The organism is Scardovia inopinata JCM 12537, from assembly GCF_001042695.1.
GTDB classification, from domain to species: domain Bacteria; phylum Actinomycetota; class Actinomycetes; order Actinomycetales; family Bifidobacteriaceae; genus Scardovia; species Scardovia inopinata.
In genome coordinates this window covers 637,059-654,385 of the sequence record NZ_AP012334.1, presented here as the reverse complement: position 1 = coordinate 654,385, position 17,327 = coordinate 637,059, and the positions used below count along the sequence as shown (strand labels likewise).

Here is a 17,327-nt window from a genome sequence, read left to right as displayed (position 1 = left end):
TCAGGTGGATGAGACATCCTCACTATTATGACACGAGGTTAGGAGCTTCATTCCCAGATCGCGTACTATTCCATCCAGCAACCCATGCTCACTGACAGTCAAAGAAGTAAGCTGCTCCCCTCTGGCGGCAAGGCATCTGCGGGTTCGAGCAAGGACCTGTGTCAGAATCAGGGCCCCTCCCCCTATCACATCCAGTCTGCCCGGATGAATAACTCCCAGCTGCCCCCGCTCCTGCCTGGTCATAAACAGAACCTTTTGATCTACCCGGAAAATATCATCCAGACTGAAAGTTACTCCATCAATAGCCTGGCGATTATACTCTTTCAGACCCAAAGCGACCCCGGCCATTGTAGTGACGGTTCCCGAAACGCCAATGAAAGTGCCAGTCTGAGATAAATCGACTGCGGCACAAGCCAGATCAAGACTGCGGTCTATATCCGCACTAGCTTCCTGAATTTGATTGTCTGTGGGAGGATCGGACAACAAATGGCGCTCGCTGACCCTGACCGAGCCCATATCCATGGAATAGGATTGAGCAACCTGATGAGAGGAAAGGCTTCTGCCATCTCCCCCCAGAACCAGTTCGGTAGATCCGCCGCCCAAATCCATGACCAGGTAAGGAGGCCGATGAAGAGAAGCATCGACAACAGAAGTTGCCCCCAAAAAGCTGAACCGGGCCTCTTCCTGCCCGGGGATGACATCAGGATGCACACCCAGACGGTTAAAGACATAGCGATCAAAATCATCCCGGTTTTCTGCATCCCTGGTTGCCGAAGTAGCAACGAACCGCAGAGCATCCGGCTTATGGGCAGACAAAACCTGAGCAAATTCATCAATAGCAGCGAAGGTTCGCTTCAAAGCCTCAGGGCTGAACCTATGAATTTTATCAACATCCTGGCCAAGCCTGACTACCCTCATAATCCGGGGAACTACTACTTCCATGCTGCCATCACTGCTGATCCGGGCAACCATAAGACGAATAGAGTTTGTTCCGCAGTCGATTCCTGCAACAGTTACTGTCATATTTCGCACCTGCATACTTGTGGATCAAAATCATCTTTGATCATAGTCAACACCCTGTCTCCTATAGGATTCACTCCCCGACCCATGACTAAAGACTGGGCAACAAGAGCGTGCAGGCACTTGACCCGGTGAGGCATCCCGCCAGCACTAATCCCTCGGATATGCTCCTGGGAATCACCCAGAATCTGAGCCAGACACTGACGAAAATCAAGATATGCCCCATGCGCCTGCAGATAGCAGGAGGCTAAAGTGTCATCCTCGCCCAGCTCCTGATTAAAGCGAGTCATCATACCCTGAGCCTCAAGCCTGGAAATAGCTTTGGTTGCGGCAGGATGAGATAGGTAAAAAGTGGTGGGGAAAGGAATTTTCCCCTCCAACAAGGGCCTGGTTACTGTTACCAGAGGATGGCCGCGGTTGCAGCGAGCGCCTACAGCCACCATTCCCCGAGGATAGCGACCCAACTGCTTGGTTACCAGGGCAATATCGTTCTGACTGGGCGGCTGAGCCAGGAGTGTACGACACAGGCGGACATGTGCAGAATGACCTGGAGCAGATTGTTCGGGTTTCTGCTGTTTCAGTTCCCGTTTTGTAGGCTCTTCTGCCACTTTTCCTGTTCCTTTTGGGTGGGTATGCGTTTGGATTTGGATGAGTTCGATGATGATGACGGTCCGGTGGAATCAGCCTTCTGCATAGAGTACAGAATCTCCTTGTACCAGGGAAGATTACTACCAGCTTGACCAGCTGATTGTGAATCATTCGAAGACCGGGAGGAAGCGGTCTTGTGTTTGGAATTTTTCAGGGTTATTGACTGCTCACCCGGATAAACAAAGCCCAGTCGTTCCCGTGCTTGAGCGGTAATGTAGGCGGTATCGTTCCATCGGGAAATCTCATTTTTCAAATGTGCCTTTTTTGCGATAAGACTGGCTTCCTGCGATTTCAGGGCACTCAGCTCGGTAGTGTTCTTAATGTACAGCTGCAGAGTTGCAGCAAAATAAATCAGGGCAAAAACTACTAGGCACAGGGAAATGAAGAAAGCAATAGGGTTGCTCTCTTTAAGGGCGGAAGCAAGTTTTGCCGAGGCTCCCCCCTGCTTTCCTGTTCCAGTATGTGACTTTCCTGGCCCGGATTTAGCCACCTTACCTGACCCAGCTGTCATCGCTTCCTTTTTAGCTGGTGCAGTCGGCGAAGAGGCGGATCTGGTCTTCGCCCGTCGACGGTGCTTACCTGGCCCCATAGGGGCAGCGGAATGAGGATGGTCAGCCGGCATTCGAAGAGTCATATATACAAAAATACCTGTCCAACTCGACTCAGGAGCGGACAGGTATCTTTTCTTTTCAGAACTTATGCGTTCAACCTACTTGTCGTACTGTTCACCTTACTTGACGTACTTTTTGCAGGCCTTGAATGCGCTGTACCCGGCATACTGGGCAGTAGAACCAAGCTCTTCCTCGATCTCGAGCAGACGGTTGAACTTAGCAATACGTTCGCCGCGGGCAGGAGCACCAGTCTTGATTTGGCCAGTGTTCTTAGCCACAGCAAGATCAGAAATGGTGGTGTCAGGAGTCTCGCCAGAACGATGAGAAACCATAGAAGTAAACCCATTGCGGGTTGCCAGCTCAATGGCATCAAGAGTTTCGGTCACAGTGCCGATCTGGTTGAGCTTTACCAGCAGAGAATTGGCAGCACCCAGATCAATACCCTTCTGCAGCCGCTTGGGGTTAGTTACCAGGAGGTCATCTCCTACAAACTGGAGACGATCACCCAAGCGCTTGGTAATAGAAGCCCAGTCGTCCCATCCTTCTTCCTGGAAAGGATCCTCAATGGAAACAATCGGATACTCATCTACCAGCTTCTCGTAATAATCAAGCATATATTCGGCGTCGCGGTCCTCTCCGTCGAAATGATACTTGCCGCTTTCCTTGTTATAGAACTCGGAAGAAGCAACATCCAGGCAAATGCCGATCTGCTTGCCAGGCTCATAGCCTGCAGCTTCAATGGCATTGATGATGTACTTAAGAGAATCCTCATTGGACTTCATCTTCGGGGCAAAGCCACCTTCATCGCCCAATCCGGTAGCCAGGCCATCCTTCTTCAAGACACCCTTGAGAGTGTGATAAACTTCAACACCAGCCCGGAGTGCCTCACGGTATGTATCAAAACCATAAGGGGAGATCATGTATTCCTGAATATCGGTAGCGAAATCAGCATGAGCTCCGCCGTTCATAATGTTCATGTTGGGGACAGGAAGAATGTGCCCATTTGTTCCGCCGATGTACCTGTAGAGAGGAAGATCAGCAGACTCAGCAGAGGCGTACAAGGCTGCCAGGGATACGCCCAAAATGGCGTTAGCTCCCAGACGGCCCTTGTTAGGGGTACCATCAAGCTCAATCATGACGTCATCCAGAGCCCGCTGGTCAGTGGCATCCATACCAATGACCTTGGGGGCAATTTCCTCATTAACAGCCTTGACTGCGTCGAGGACGCCCTTGCCCTGATAACGGGACTTGTCACCATCACGGCGCTCCCAGGCCTCGGCTTCACCCGTTGAGGCTCCGGAAGGAACAAGGCCGTGGCCTACTGCACCATCATCGGTTTCCAGAAGCACTTCGACTGTAGGATTGCCACGGGAATCAAGAATCTCGCGAGCATAAATGCTTTCAATAATTGCCACAACTACTCCTTTTGTCTGGTTGTGTGAACTATTCCAGATTACTCGATTTTCTGGACGTGGACAGGCCCTGGCCGCCGGCGTGCCACTGAAGATCAACCAAAACCTGATTAGTCCAGGAAATAATAGCAGCTGATCCCATGGGGGCGGAATCAAACGACCCCTGAAAAGGTGTGGGAATAGTCAGGGTATGTGTCTGCCTGCGGTAAAGGGCACTGCCATAAATCCGTTTTAATCTGAGCATGACAGACTCCCGCGGCTCAGGACCCACAATTCGCATGGTCTTTCCCTGGGCAATGACATCGGTAATGCCCATGTTCTTCGCCTTCATCCTCAGCCTGGCAATAGCAAAAAGAATATCCAGAGATTGCGGCGGCTTGCCATACCTGTCCTGCAACTCATCCCGAATATCGTCAAAGTCTGACTCATTCCGGGCAGCAGCGATCTTCCTGTAGATTTCCAACCGCAATTTGTCGGAATTAATATATGACTCAGGGATCGACGCTTCCACGGGTAAATCCACGCTGGTAGACACAGCCTGAATCCGTTCAGGTTCTTTATACTCCTGGACAGCATCGGATACCATGCGAACATAAAGGTCAAAACCAACACCTTCAATATGACCAGACTGTTCATCCCCCAGTAAATTACCAGTTCCGCGGATTTCCAGATCCTTCATAGCCACGTCGTAGCCCGATCCTAAGGCAGTATTCTGGGCAATGGTTTCTAACCTATCGTGAGCTGTCTGAGTCATAGTCTTGCTGGGATCGTAGAGGAAGTAGGCATAGGCCCGCTCTCGGCCGCGACCTACCCGTCCCCTCAGCTGGTGAAGTTGGGAAAGCCCGAAACGGTCAGCTCTGTCTACAACCAGGGTATTAGCATTGGAAATATCAAGACCGGTTTCCACGATGGTGGTGCAAACCAGAACATCAATATCGCGATGCCAGAAATCACGGATAACAGCATCCAGCTGTTTCTCCCCCATTTTCCCATGCGCTGTACCAATTCTTGCCTCTGGCACCAAGTCATGTATATGGGCTGCAACCTTGCTTATATCCTGAACCCGATTATGCACATAAAATACTTGGCCTCCCCGCAAAAGCTCGCGTCTGATGGCCGCAGTCACCTGGGCATCTTCGTATGCTCCCACATACGTCAAAACCGGCAGTCGATCTTCAGGTGGAGTAGCCAGGGTCGACATTTCCCTGATCCCGGTAACAGCCATTTCCAGAGTGCGAGGAATAGGGGTTGCAGACAGGCTGAGCACGTCCACATTAGTTCTGAGGGCTTTCAAAGTTTCCTTATGCTCTACTCCGAAGCGCTGCTCCTCATCAATGATGACCAGGCCCAAATCTTTAAAGGTAATTTTAGGATTGAGCAGCTTGTGAGTTCCAATGACCAGATCGACTGTTCCTTCACTCAGCTCCTTAACAGTCTGAGCATTTTCGGCAACCGTTTGGAAGCGGCTCATCATCTTAATGGTTACAGGAAAGCCTTCAAACCGTTCAGAAAAAGTCTCATAATGTTGCTGAGCCAGCAAAGTGGTAGGAACTAATACTGCCACCTGCTTGGAATCCTGGATAGCTTTAAAGGCAGCCCTGACTGCAATTTCAGTCTTGCCGAAACCGACGTCACCGCAGATAAGGCGATCCATGGGGATAGGTTTCTCCATGTCTGCCTTCACTTCATCTATGGTAGTCAGCTGATCCGGAGTCTCCTGGTAGGGAAAAGCTTCTTCCAATTCATGCTGCCACGGGGTATCAGGACTGAAAGCAAAGCCCGCTGTCCGCTGGCGCGCGGCATACAACTTTACTAAATCCTGAGCAATTTCTTTAACTCGTTTTTTGGCCCTGGCTTTTGTTGCTGCCCAATCAGACCCGCCCAATTTATTCAGCTTGGGCTCTTCTGCCCCTATATATTTGCTGATCAAATCCAGTTGATCAGTGGGAATATACAGCCGGTCAGGCGGGGCGCCCCTCTTGCTGGGGGCATACTCAATGACCAGGTATTCCCGCATGGACTGAGTATGCTGACCGGCCCCTGCAGATGCCGAGGCTACCAGGGTCCGTCCATGAGAACGCCCTGGAGAAACCGGCCGCTGGACCATTTCCACAAAACGGCCAATCCCGTGCTGCTCATGAACCACATAGTCACCCTTTTTCAGCTCAACCAGATCAATGGCTTTACGGCGGCGGGGCGGGGTTCGGGTTTGAGCGGCAACGGAAGAATGACCGGTAATGTCCCTCTCTGTCAGGACTGCTACTCGAGCAGCAGTATCAACAAAGCCATCGGAAGTCAAAGATAAAAGATAGGAAACTCTTGTTATACCGGTGGTGGTGATGGCCCTTTTCAAACGGCTGAGGGTTCCACGGGCAGCAGCGGTCACCACAACATTCATACCCTGGTCAAGCAGCGCACCTATTCCACTGGCAGCCTTGTTCTCATTTCCCCGGAAGGCAGCAGGAGGCACTGCCTCCAGTCTGGCATGTCCTTCAGCCGACTCATCTACGCCCAAACCCGATAAATCCCAGCAAGCCGAATGGGTCAACTGAAGAGCACGGTGGATCTCTTCAAAATCCATGAAATTCGATTTATCGAAACTAATAGGGGCACCGGCACCGTGACCGCCAGCCGCGACGTGCCAGCTTGCTGCCAAAAATTCATTGGCTGTTTTCAACAAATCCTCTGCTGCCCGTCTCAGCCTTTCCGGATCGCTGAACATTATCACCGACTGAGAATCAAACAGGGAGTAGGCGGGCATCAGATCATCAACTAGGGCTGGAATCAGGGACTCCATGCCTTCAACCGGAATACCCTGAGAAATAGATTCCAGCATATCATCTGCATTGGGAATAGCCCCAATCAATGCCTTAGCCCTAGCTCTGACAGCATCTGTCAGCTGTAGTTCGCGACAGGCCGGAGCCCACATCTGATCAATTTCCTGGCCAAAAGTCCTCTGATCGGCTGCATGGAAAGCCTTTATACTGTCAATCTCATCACCGAAGAAATCAATCCTGACCGGGTGGGCAGCGGTTGGCGGAAAGATATCAAGTATTCCCCCTCGTACAGCAAATTCCCCCCTGTCCATGACCAAATCAGAACGAACATAGGCGTTTTCAATCAGACGCTTTTCGGCCCATTCCAGATCCATCTGCCCACCAGAAGCAAAAACCAGAGGCTGAACATCCTGAATCCCCCGAACCACAGGCTGGATTAAAGACCGGACAGGAACAACCAGGATTTTCAGAACAGAAAACAAACGAGAACCGGCAACAGGATGAGCCAGGCGACGGAAAACAGACATTCTGCGGGCAATTGTGTCGGCCCGGGGCGACAGACGCTCATGAGGCAGAGTTTCCCAGGCAGCCAGCTCATCAATGTCCGACGGATTCCCCCGATACCATGACCGGATGGAAGCAACCGCATCTTCAGCGTCCCGGCTGGAAGGAACAACCAGGACAACTGGCCGCCCAGGCTGTCGGCCTGCTTGCTTGCCTTGTTTGGCCTTACCTGCCTGATCGCTCTGATCAGCCGCAGCAACAGCAGCAGCCAAAGCCGGACGGATGCCTTCAGGGGCACCAATGAGGGTATAGTCGGACCCATCTGCCACCAGCTCAGAAAAGGTTGGGTCCTTCATAAGACTGACCACAAACGGGGCCAAAGTCCCCGTCACCACAGGTGATGATTGTTCGCTGCTATCCTTACCAGAATTCATGTATTCCCCGTTTTACCTTGGTCTGGTAAATTTTCTTTCAGTATTTCTTTCCGTACTTATTATTTATTTCCTGGAATTAAACTGAGTCTGAGCCTTTTGAATTCCCTGAAAAACAATCATTTCAGCAGCATCAGCCCCATCGGAAAGAAAATCATCCATCTGAGATTTTTGTGCAGAGGCAAATCCGCCCAAAACCCATTTAATAGCATTATCATGGGCATGCTGCCCGCGCTGAGAATGACCGGTGCCCAAACGCACCCGATTATACCCACCTGTTCCCAGCGATCGGTCAATGGATTTCAGCCCATTGTGTCCTCCGGGAGATCCGCCGTTTTTCACCTTAATCCGCCCAAAATCCAGATCCATATCATCATGAATAACAATAATATGCTCCGGAATAATGTCGTAATACGAGCTGACAGAAGCCACAGCATCGCCTGAATCATTCATAAAAGTCAGGGGCTTGGCAAGGAAGAATTTTTGCCTCCGTCCCCCCAGATCCATAATACCTTTGCCCAGCTGGGCCAAGCCCTTGTGCTCGCTCAGAGAGACAGACCACCGCTGCGCAAGCAGGTCAGCACACATAAATCCAATGTTATGCCTGGTTCCCTCATACTTTTTTCCAGGGTTGCCCAGGCCCACAATGAGCCAAAAATCTGATGCCATGGCCTTAATTATCCTCACCTATAAATTTGCCTGTATCCTGTATCTGTATTTTATGCATCCGGATCTTTTGTAATGAATATCCCGCGTCTTGCCCGTCTATCCTATACACACCTCTACACAGCCGCAAAAGGAGACTAATTTTTTTCTCTTCGGATCTTCCATTCGTCCAACAGCAGCGACCACACGTTGTGATCCAGATAAGAGCCTCCCACCTTTTCTTCCTGAGGCAGTACCCCATCCAAATGAAAGCCGACACCACGAATCACCGCATTGCTGGGAGCATTCCCTGTGGCGGCTCTGGTCACAATTTTGTTCAGATCATACTCCTCAAAGCCCAGGCGAATAAAGGCTTCAACCGCACGATGCATAATCCCCCGATGGGTAAAATCCGTCCGCAGCCAATACCCGATGTCTGCTGATCCATTCCCGGCAAACTTATTAAAACTGATCATTCCAGCAATTTGGTTCCTATACCAAATCAGGCAATTCAGCGACTTTCCCCTACCAAAATCAGCAAGAAAAGCTTCCAGCGATTCCCTCTCCTTGTCTGCACTGGTTATGAGAGGGACCCAGGGGAGCCATCGCTCCAGTTCCGGACGGCTGTCTTCAATCAGCTGAAAAAGAGCCGGCGCATCAAAGCGGGGCCGGGGAAGGGAGAGGGATATATCGCTGTCAACAACCAGAGAAAACATGTTCTTACCTTCCTTGAAGGTCATAATTTTATATGTACTGCTTATTTTTAAGAATAATTGTAAAAATACTTCTGGAAATCACCATTCTGAGCTGCAGCCCTCTACCCGTGAGTTTATATCTGTCGGAACGCTGGGGACGACAAAGTGTCATCTCTATTAGACTCCGCAGCACCGGGATTTTCCATAAGGGAAACCGTTTTACCACTCATACCGGTATTTTCTCCGCTATGAAGCACGGGAACAGGTATATGGGCATTTCTCTCTGCCGGCATAATAGCAATGTACCAGAGCTGAATGAAGAGATTGATAATCAGCAGAACAAGTGCTATGCGTTCTCCTCGAAGATCAATGTCCATCCAGCTGCGGCATCCTTCACCAAAGCATACACGCTTATCTTGCTGGATTGCCAACAGAATTATCCATATAAGTGTCATTAATGATGACATGGTATAAAGTCTGTCGGTCCAAACAGAATGATCCTTGCACCGAGAGACAAAAGGAAGAGACAAAGAAACAAGAGGCATACCAAGTATTATTACCAAAAGGAAAATTATCACAGCTGCCAGGGGGGAAACTCTCAGCGATAAAAGCAACGAAAGCGCTCCATAATAAAAATTGTTGATTATTACCTCCCAGAATCCAAAGCCCAGCGAACAAGCCAGAAAGAGAAACACGATAATACTACAGGCAAACGCAGAGTAGCTTTCTTCAATTTTATAATATGCGATACAGCTGTAGTTTTCTTCTCACCGATTGCGGATACACCATCTCTGAGTTTCCTTATCAGCCACTGTAGGACTGGAAAAAGTCCGATTGGTACCAAAACATATGGAAGTAAATAAAGAAGCCACATGAACATAACTGTCTCCCTTCTTCTATAGTAGCTTATAGAAGCGCGGACGCATAATAATTCAGTCGTTTAATTCGGACGTTCGGTATCTTTGCCTGTATATACATCGACCAGCTGATCGACAACATGGCGGACATCGTACCGAGGAATGAGAGCCTGTTCCTGCTTGTGCACGCAGGCAGCCAGGCGTGAATCAGTCATCATGAGGGCAATCCGCTCAGCCAGCAAAGCCGCTGAGCGAGTAGTCCCCTGGTCTGGCGAAACATCAAACAAGGCTTGCTCGTTGTCGCCCACAGTAGATCGATAGCCAGGATTATCTCCGGCAAGGACAACGCCAGCGCCAGCTGCAATGGCTTCGACCAGGACGATGCCAAAAGATTCGCCAGAAATACTGGGAAAAACAGCAATATCAGCCGAAGCAAGCAGGGCGGGTTTATCCTTTTCATCCACGAATCCGGGGAAGTCAATAGGAAGATCTATTTGTTCAGCCTGCCGCTGGCAGGTTTCCAGGTCCGGCCCTTTTCCGGCGCAGGTTACATGCATTCCGGAAGGAAAGATTCCATGTGTTGCACCGTATTCCAGTGCATTCATGAGCAGCCGGACCCCCTTGCGCTCAACGAACCGCCCCAGAAAAACAAGATGCTTACCATCGTGGCGGTCAGAGAACCGGTCAGAGGAGAAGCCACCAGCTTCCATCGCCCTGCAATCCACTGGGTTGGGAATCACCAATGGCGTGCAGCCAGCGGTCTTCTGTGCATAGGCAGCTGCAACCGGAGATACAGCAATAACCTGATCAATTTTCCTGCCGCTGAAGGCGTTGACAGCTGCCAGTACCCGGCCTCCAACTTCTGCCGCCTTCGAGTAAGGAGCAATATGATAGGTAGCCACAATTCGGGCATGGGGAGTCACTTCTTTAGCCAGACTAATCACCCGGCCAGCCAGGAAAGGACTGTAAGGGGCCTGAACATGAAGAACATCACAGTGATAATGCTCCAGAGCGGCCCGAATGCGCCTGCGAGAAGCCGGCAGGGGGATTCGCATGACATTGCCGTTAAAGGGCACGGCCACATTTCTTGACAGGGGAACGATTCCTCCAACAGGATGGGTTTTGGTCTCCCCCACAAAGTAGACCACCTGATGACCCCGGCGAACCAGCTCCCTGCCTAAAGTCATAATATGCTGTTGAACCCCGTCAGGAGCATCGAGAGTATCGTCAAAAACAAAACCTATGCGCATAATATTCCGCCTTATACACCGGTATATGTCACCGTCACCAATGCTTTTACTAAAACTTTTACCAATACTTTTCCAGAGGAGCCTCGTCACGACCTTGACGACACTGGCGTACATGCTCCTGGGCCAGGTTCACCAGCACTTCAGCCAGCTGATCAATCTGCTCCACTGTCACATATTCATATCGACCGTGATAATTGCCTCCGCCGTTGAAAAGATTGGGAGTAGGTATGCCTTTGTCAGTAATAAAATTCCCATCGGTGCCGCCTCGGAAAGTTTGGATATGAGCTTTTATACCTAGTTTTCTGTATGTATCCAAAACAAGGTTAACCGTATACGGTTTATCTTTTATGACTTGATAAATATTCTTATACTGTTCTCTGATTGTCAGACTGAAACGTCCGGAACCATACTTTTGATTCATCCTATTAACCAAATCACGAATTATCTGCTCTTTTGCTGCAAATTTCTCCTGATCAAAATCACGAATAATTATGTTGATTGTGGCCCGATCTACACAGCTCTGAGTCTCAGTCACCATAATAAAGCCGTCATGGTTTCTGGATTTCTCAGGAACCTGGTCAGCTGGCAAACAGCTCAAAAAATCAGCCATCAAAGTAGTGGCATTAACCATTAAACCGTACGCTTCACCGGGATGTACCACCGTTCCCTTGATGGCAACGTGAGCAACTGAAGCACTGAAAGTTTCATATTCCAAGTCTCCCGGACGACCATTTTCCATGGTGTAAGCCAGTTCAACACCAGGAAAGTCAGCAGGATCAAAGCGCTGACCTCCAATCCCGATCTCTTCATCTGGCCCAAAGCCCACATAAATATCGCCATGTTCCAGTTGGGGGTTCTGCTGAAAATATCGCAGAGCAGCAAGAATTCCTACAATTCCGGCCTTATCATCCACTCCCAGCAAAGTAGTCCCATCGCTGGTAATCAGTGTTTGCCCCTGGCAACTTTTCAGGGCAGGGAATTGTTCAGGATCCAGGTATATTCCTTCCTGCTCATTCAGAGTCAGTTTGTTTCCCTCATAGTTGCGCCATATGCGAGGCTTGATATTTTCTGCATTGAAATCAGCTGTATCTATATGGGAGAAAAATCCCACACCAGTCACCGGGTTCTGAAAGTCCTGAGAGTCCTGAATATTTGCGGAAAGATGACCTATTGCGAATCCTGTTCTCCTGTTATAGTATGCTTCCAACCCCATCGATTGAAGCTCCTGAACCAGTTCCCTGGCCATAGCTTCCTGACCAGGCGTGGACGGGATCCGATCCCTGCTGGCATAATCAGACCGGGTGTTCTGCTGAGCATAGTGAACAAATCGATCTTCAATAAAATCTAAGTCATAAAAAGCCATAGAATTAATCTCCTCTAATAATAGTATCTACGCATATCTAACGGAATATGAGATAAAATATCATTAGTCGTAAGACGCAATACCTGCTTTGGAATATCAATCTCATAAAGGGGACCGGAAGCATTACCCCACGCACGTTTACACAACTCAACTAGAGCATTACCATTTATCAGTTTCACTCCAACTTTCTGAGCAAAGGCTATTGCTTCTGCAGAAAATTGACTAGTAGTAATTACTATCATTTTCTGCGCGTGTTCGATACTATTAGCCCCATAGAGTTTTTGAATAACTGGACGACCCACATGATTATTTTTTTCATAGCATTTACATTCAACAATAAAAGTCATGCCATCTGATCTTCTCATTCTAAGATCAATTCCACCATCATTTGAAGGGGGTGTGACCTGAACTTGGTAACCTAGTTTCCTGAAAATATCCGCGCAGAATTTTTCAAAATCCGTCGGTCTTTCGCGAAACCGATTCCTGATTCCTTCTATTGTTACTGCTGACTGTCGATTCCTTAATTCTCGAACCAGGTGATTTCGTTTTCGTTTTTCCTCTGCACAATATGCAATAATAACTCCTGCACGACGAAAAGTAGAAACCATGCTATACATAGTAAAGGGATTGTCAGTAGTCAATCGCCAAGAGCCAATCTCTAATATGCTTATACTGTCGATTATCTCTGAATTCTTTACCCGCTGGTCTCGAGTTCCATCTTTTTTGCTTCGTTCCCAATGCGGGTAGCCAAGGATGAACTCTCCAATTTTTCTATCTTTAGTGGTCTTTTTTATAACCACAGTCTTAGGAAGCTCGACACCATATTGCTGACAAATTTGAGCTCTTCTGATTGCACGGGCAGCAGATCGGATAATCTTCTTGAGAAAATAATAAATGAGAATTAATGCAATTATGGCAATAGCAGCAGGAAGAATATAGTGCTCTATCAACGTCAAAAAGTCAGTCCGAGTAAAGAACGCTTCTGACTGTTCCCACCAATTCTCATAATTTTTTCCCATAATAATGTATTGTTTTCTTTCTACCAGCAGCTCATTCCACCAGGTCACACGTTGAACTTGAACTCAACAACATCTCCGTCCTGCATCACATAATCTTTGCCTTCCAGGCGCATTTTGCCTTCTTCCTTAACTTTTGCATAGGAACCGGCAGCAACCAGGTCATCATAAGAGACAACCTCCGCTTTAATAAAGCCGCGCTCAAAATCTGTATGGATTACACCAGCTGCCTTGGGAGCGGTCCACCCTTTATGAATAGTCCAAGCCCTGACTTCTTTCTCGCCGGCAGTCAGGAAGGTTTGCAGACCAAGGGTGTCGAATCCCACCCGAGCCAGTTGGTCCAAACCTGATTCGTTCAAGCCGGCATCAGACAGCATCTCTCGAGCATCTGCCTCATCAAGCTCGGTAAGATCGGATTCAAACTGAGCATTGAGGAAGATGGACTGCGCAGGAGCAACACTGTCAGACAGCTGCTTTTTCAGCTCCTTGTCAGTCAACTGATCATCATCCATATTGAAAACATAGATAAAAGGCTTAGCCGTTAGCAGATGAAGATCATAAATATCATCCTTGTCGATTTTTCCAGCTCCGGCAGCATGATCAATAGTTTCCCCCTCTTCAAGAATAGCCTGGGCCTTCTTGACCACTTCCAGGTATTCAGGGCTTATCTTCTTGCCACGCAGGTCTTTTTCCAGGCGGGGAAGAGCATTCTCCACTGTCTGCAAATCAGCCAAAATCAGCTCAGTATTAATAGTATCGATGTCAGAAGCAGGATTCACGGTGCCATTGACATGAACAATGTCATCATCGGTAAAAACACGGGTAACTTCGCAGATAGCATCCGCCTCGCGAATATTAGCCAAGAATTGATTGCCCAGACCTTCGCCCTCGGAGGCACCTTTAACGATTCCGGCTATATCCACAAAAGTCACGGTTGCGGGGACGATCTTGCTGGTATGCACCAGTTTGGCCAGAACTTGCAAGCGGGAATCGGGCAGGGGAACAATGCCTGTATTAGGCTCAATGGTGGCAAAGGGATAGTTCTCAGCCAGTACGTTGTTGCGGGTCAAGGCGTTAAAAAGTGTGGATTTGCCAACATTAGGCAGTCCAACAATTCCAATGGTGAGAGACATAGAGCCCAGTCTAGGGTCGAGGTTTGACGACAGACCTGTCCAAGTCTCCCCTGTTCAAAGCCTCCTGATACAGATGGGCAAAAACATTCCCGCTTCTTACCCCGTCATGTTCAAACTGATTAGTGACCCAGGGATGAGAATTACCTACTCTGCTGAGGGTATCGAGTTGAAGGCTGGAATCTACATACATATCATCAAAATAGACCGCGCAGTAGAGGGGAACATCGTTGCGGGAAAGCTGATCAGGATCGTAAATAGTTCCCCAATGACTGTCCTGCATCATAAGCTCAACAGCCTGTTTGAAAGGCTTGAGGGAACTATCTTCTTGGAACATCTGAGGCAGGGCAGCCTCTCCAATCAGGGCGAGAGGGCGTGAATCAACAGCAAAACGAGGATCTGAGTTGATAACATCGTATGCAGCCCAATTGGTTGGGCCGCAGTCTCCGTTAGCATATATAAACTCCTGGAGGGTCCAGTAGAGGGGATTGCTGTACGTAGCTGTACAGTTCATAACTTCCTGCAGAAAACCGTCTGTCAGCTCAATTTCCTCGTCTACAGCCGGCTTCTCCCCTTCGCGGTCTTTTTGAATCTGAGTCAGCCTGTCCGACCTCCCAGGGAGACTGCCATCACCGCCCACAAAGGCCTGATCCAGGGTCCAGTGCATCCGTTCGAAACTAGGCTTCATTCCAAAATCTGATCCCATCATCTGCAAACGCCGAACAGACAGAGGATCCCCATTGGGCAGACGTACATCATGATCCTCAACATAGTCAGCAATAGCCGTCAGACGCTCCTTGTCTTCTGGATAGCATTGATAGTACTGCTGAGTTTTAGCAAACATCCTGGGAACCGTATGTTCATAAAGCTCGTGAGCACTCCCAGGAATATGCATAACTCCCCCAGTAATAAAAGATGCCCGCAAAGCTTGAGGGAAAAGAGACAAATAGGTCAAGGTCAGGAAACCGCCATAAGACTGGCCCAGACTTGTCCACTGTGCTCCCCCGAACTGACTGAGACGCAAATATTCACAATCCCGGATAATTGAATCGGCCAGAAAATGATGAAGAAAATCAGCACCAGCACGAGGGTTATCAGCGAAAACACTCATCACATGAGAATCAACCCGGTTGGACCTCCCCGTTCCTCTCTGGTCCGGCAATACAACCCGGTAATGCCTGCAGGCCTCTTCAATCCAGGGTATGGAAGAAAGGCTGTACGGCCTAGGACCGGCTCCTCCTGGACCGCCCTGAAGAAAAATCAGAAGGGGAAGCTCATCATGCGCATGCTCAGCTGAAGCCAGAACACGATAGAAAAACTTAATCGTTGCCCCATCGTCAGACTGAGCCCGGTTAGAATCAGACCTGCCGGCCTGACCAGAGGCGAAACCTGTTACGGTCCCCTGGGGAGGATTAAAAGAAGAAGGATCTTTTCCTTTCCAATCCAGGGGAACATCTATTGAGTAGTCTTGAACAAAAAGTCCTGGCAGATAATAAGAATTCAAAAGCGTCATATTTTTAGTATAGGTTTCCAGCCTGGGAATACACGCTGAATTGTAAGTATTTTCAAATGTTTTGGCCGTGTCGTCCTGCATGATGTTGCACACTTTGCTAAGATATAGATGGTATTTCAAGTGTGTAACTCCGGTTGTGCTTTTGAAGATGCCGCGGCCCCGTAGCTCAGCTGGATAGAGCAGGAAACTTCTAATTTCAAGGTCGTCAGTTCGAATCTGATTGGGGCCACGTTTTATCGTGCACGTTCCACGGAGGATGCGATGCGGCGCTGGGTATTACAGACGCTACGACGGGAAACCATACTGGTTATTGCCAGCATTCTCGCCATAATATCTTGTTTTATAGTCCCACCCGACGCTCAGTATACAAGTTATAGTCATACCCATACCGTGGCACAGCTGGTCTGTTTGATGCTGGTAGTTACTGGCCTACAGCGCATTGGCGTATTCCGCATTATAGGGGCAAAAATGTTGAGTCACGCCCGAACGCCCCGCTTCCTCGTCTTAATTTTTATTTCCCTAACTTTCTTTTCGAGCATGTTCATCACCAACGATGTCGCCTTGGTAACTTTCGTGCCCTTTGCGATAGCCGTACTGATCATGGCAAAAATGGAAGATAGAACAGTTTTTGTGGTTACCCTCATGACTTTGGGTGCCAACCTGGGAAGTATGCTGACTCCCATAGGCAACGCCCATAATTTGTACTTAAAAGCAAAAACTGGGATGCCTATTGCTGATTTTATGCTCATTATGCTTCCCTACTCTTTCCTAGCTGCTCTCCTCCTTATTATTGCCACCTGTATTTTCTTTACTGACAAACCTATTCCCGGTTTTGAAGGGCTGGACGCGGCAACGATTGAACGCAACATCCTGGCTCCTGACGCAAAAACTCCAGCTCCTGACGAAATTCGAATTACCGGCTATGGTGCTGGTTACGGGGGCTGGCGTTTATATGTTTACATTGCCCTTTTTATAATTTGTATTCTGGCTGTAGGCGGGATTATGCCTATGTGGGGAATGATAGCCATTTGCCTGGTAGCTTTTCTTTTTTGCGATCGTAGAGCATTCATCCATGTAGATTGGGGCTTGCCCTTAACCTTTATTGCCTTTTTTATTTTTATTGGCAACATGAAGAGAGTCCCCGAATTTTATACTCTGGCCGCTAATCTGGTTCAGATTGATCCCCTGGATGTGGCTGTGGGGTCCAGCCAGCTAATCAGCAATGTTCCTACTACCCTCCTCCTGGCTAATTTTTCATCAGCCTGGAAACCTCTGATTATTGGGACGAACTTGGGCGGCCTGGGCACCCTGATTGCCTCTATGGCTTCCCTGGTCTCCTTTAAGGCAGTGACCTCTCGTTACCCTCATCTTAAGGGTAAATATCTAGCCGTATACACTGCAACCAATCTTATTTTTCTGGCAATTCTCCTCTGTGAAGCTCATCTGATACTGTGA

The 17,327-nt window shown here is 48.8% G+C and carries 14 protein-coding genes and 1 tRNA gene; 2 read left to right on the top strand and 13 right to left on the bottom strand.

Annotated features, from left to right (window positions below; translation table 11 throughout):
* The 13 genes from SCIP_RS02595 to SCIP_RS02535 form a co-directional block, all read right to left on the bottom strand.
* Positions 1-1,023 (bottom strand): Ppx/GppA phosphatase family protein, encoded by a 1,023-nt coding sequence (locus SCIP_RS02595; RefSeq protein ID WP_040590538.1) that lies wholly within the window; start codon positions 1,021-1,023, stop codon positions 1-3.
* Positions 1,020-1,547: a DUF501 domain-containing protein gene (locus tag SCIP_RS02590; protein ID WP_040591017.1), complete on the bottom strand. Its 528-nt coding sequence runs from the start codon at positions 1,545-1,547 to the stop codon at positions 1,020-1,022. Before SCIP_RS02590 ends, SCIP_RS02595 begins: the two co-directional genes overlap by 4 nt.
* A 50-nt stretch (positions 1,548-1,597) precedes the next feature.
* Entirely contained in the window at positions 1,598-2,302 is a 705-nt protein-coding gene (locus SCIP_RS02585) for an FtsB family cell division protein (protein WP_006292966.1), read from the bottom strand.
* A 96-nt stretch (positions 2,303-2,398) separates the two neighbouring features.
* Positions 2,399-3,694 (bottom strand): phosphopyruvate hydratase, encoded by a 1,296-nt coding sequence (gene eno, locus SCIP_RS02580; protein WP_006292965.1) that lies wholly within the window; start codon positions 3,692-3,694, stop codon positions 2,399-2,401.
* Positions 3,695-3,722: 28 nt separating this feature from the next.
* Positions 3,723-7,406, bottom strand: coding sequence for a transcription-repair coupling factor (gene mfd / locus SCIP_RS02575; RefSeq protein WP_006292964.1), 3,684 nt, complete (start codon positions 7,404-7,406; stop codon positions 3,723-3,725).
* A 63-nt stretch (positions 7,407-7,469) separates the two neighbouring features.
* Positions 7,470-8,072, bottom strand: coding sequence for an aminoacyl-tRNA hydrolase (gene pth, locus SCIP_RS02570; RefSeq protein WP_006292963.1), 603 nt, complete (start codon positions 8,070-8,072; stop codon positions 7,470-7,472).
* A 134-nt stretch (positions 8,073-8,206) separates the two neighbouring features.
* A complete protein-coding gene (locus SCIP_RS02565) occupies positions 8,207-8,788 on the bottom strand; it encodes a GNAT family N-acetyltransferase (RefSeq protein ID WP_196792688.1) in 582 nt (193 codons plus the stop codon).
* A gap of 89 nt (positions 8,789-8,877) precedes the next feature.
* Positions 8,878-9,210 (bottom strand): hypothetical protein, encoded by a 333-nt coding sequence (locus SCIP_RS07930; RefSeq protein WP_144427348.1) that lies wholly within the window; start codon positions 9,208-9,210, stop codon positions 8,878-8,880.
* A gap of 473 nt (positions 9,211-9,683) precedes the next feature.
* Complete coding sequence (locus tag SCIP_RS02555) at positions 9,684-10,850, bottom strand: glycosyltransferase family 4 protein (RefSeq protein ID WP_006292960.1); 1,167 nt, start codon at positions 10,848-10,850, stop codon at positions 9,684-9,686.
* 58 nt (positions 10,851-10,908) lie between these two features.
* The gene (gene pepT, locus SCIP_RS02550) at positions 10,909-12,213 is read right to left on the bottom strand and encodes a peptidase T (RefSeq protein WP_006292959.1); all 1,305 of its coding nucleotides are present in this window, start codon (positions 12,211-12,213) and stop codon (positions 10,909-10,911) included.
* 14 nt (positions 12,214-12,227) lie between these two features.
* A complete protein-coding gene (locus SCIP_RS07505) occupies positions 12,228-13,232 on the bottom strand; it encodes a restriction endonuclease (RefSeq protein WP_144427347.1) in 1,005 nt (334 codons plus the stop codon).
* A gap of 44 nt (positions 13,233-13,276) precedes the next feature.
* Positions 13,277-14,362: a redox-regulated ATPase YchF gene (gene ychF, locus SCIP_RS02540; RefSeq protein ID WP_040590535.1), complete on the bottom strand. Its 1,086-nt coding sequence runs from the start codon at positions 14,360-14,362 to the stop codon at positions 13,277-13,279.
* 10 nt (positions 14,363-14,372) lie between these two features.
* Complete coding sequence (locus SCIP_RS02535) at positions 14,373-15,872, bottom strand: alpha/beta fold hydrolase (RefSeq protein WP_006292956.1); 1,500 nt, start codon at positions 15,870-15,872, stop codon at positions 14,373-14,375.
* Between the two features lie 155 nt (positions 15,873-16,027).
* On the opposite strand from SCIP_RS02535, the gene SCIP_RS02530 reads away from it, so the two are divergent.
* Both SCIP_RS02530 and SCIP_RS02525 read left to right on the top strand, forming a co-directional pair.
* Positions 16,028-16,101 (top strand) — tRNA-Arg (locus tag SCIP_RS02530).
* Positions 16,102-16,133: 32 nt separating this feature from the next.
* A complete protein-coding gene (locus tag SCIP_RS02525) occupies positions 16,134-17,327 on the top strand; it encodes an SLC13 family permease (protein WP_006292955.1) in 1,194 nt (397 codons plus the stop codon).

What these genes read in the sequence shown, in the direction of transcription:
- mfd (WP_006292964.1), bottom strand. Translation starts at nt 7,406, where the DNA reads ATGAATTCTGGTAAGGATAGCAGCGAACAATCATCACCTGTGGTGACG.
- pth (WP_006292963.1), bottom strand. Translation starts at nt 8,072, where the DNA reads ATGGCATCAGATTTTTGGCTCATTGTGGGCCTGGGCAACCCTGGAAAA.
- pepT (WP_006292959.1), bottom strand. Translation starts at nt 12,213, where the DNA reads ATGGCTTTTTATGACTTAGATTTTATTGAAGATCGATTTGTTCACTAT.
- SCIP_RS02595 (WP_040590538.1), bottom strand. Translation starts at nt 1,023, where the DNA reads ATGACAGTAACTGTTGCAGGAATCGACTGCGGAACAAACTCTATTCGT.
- SCIP_RS07505 (WP_144427347.1), bottom strand. Translation starts at nt 13,232, where the DNA reads ATGGGAAAAAATTATGAGAATTGGTGGGAACAGTCAGAAGCGTTCTTT.
- SCIP_RS07930 (WP_144427348.1), bottom strand. Translation starts at nt 9,210, where the DNA reads ATGTCATCATTAATGACACTTATATGGATAATTCTGTTGGCAATCCAG.
- SCIP_RS02525 (WP_006292955.1), top strand. Translation starts at nt 16,134, where the DNA reads ATGCGGCGCTGGGTATTACAGACGCTACGACGGGAAACCATACTGGTT.
- SCIP_RS02555 (WP_006292960.1), bottom strand. Translation starts at nt 10,850, where the DNA reads ATGCGCATAGGTTTTGTTTTTGACGATACTCTCGATGCTCCTGACGGG.
- ychF (WP_040590535.1), bottom strand. Translation starts at nt 14,362, where the DNA reads ATGTCTCTCACCATTGGAATTGTTGGACTGCCTAATGTTGGCAAATCC.
- SCIP_RS02585 (WP_006292966.1), bottom strand. Translation starts at nt 2,302, where the DNA reads ATGACTCTTCGAATGCCGGCTGACCATCCTCATTCCGCTGCCCCTATG.
- SCIP_RS02565 (WP_196792688.1), bottom strand. Translation starts at nt 8,788, where the DNA reads ATGACCTTCAAGGAAGGTAAGAACATGTTTTCTCTGGTTGTTGACAGC.
- SCIP_RS02535 (WP_006292956.1), bottom strand. Translation starts at nt 15,872, where the DNA reads ATGACGCTTTTGAATTCTTATTATCTGCCAGGACTTTTTGTTCAAGAC.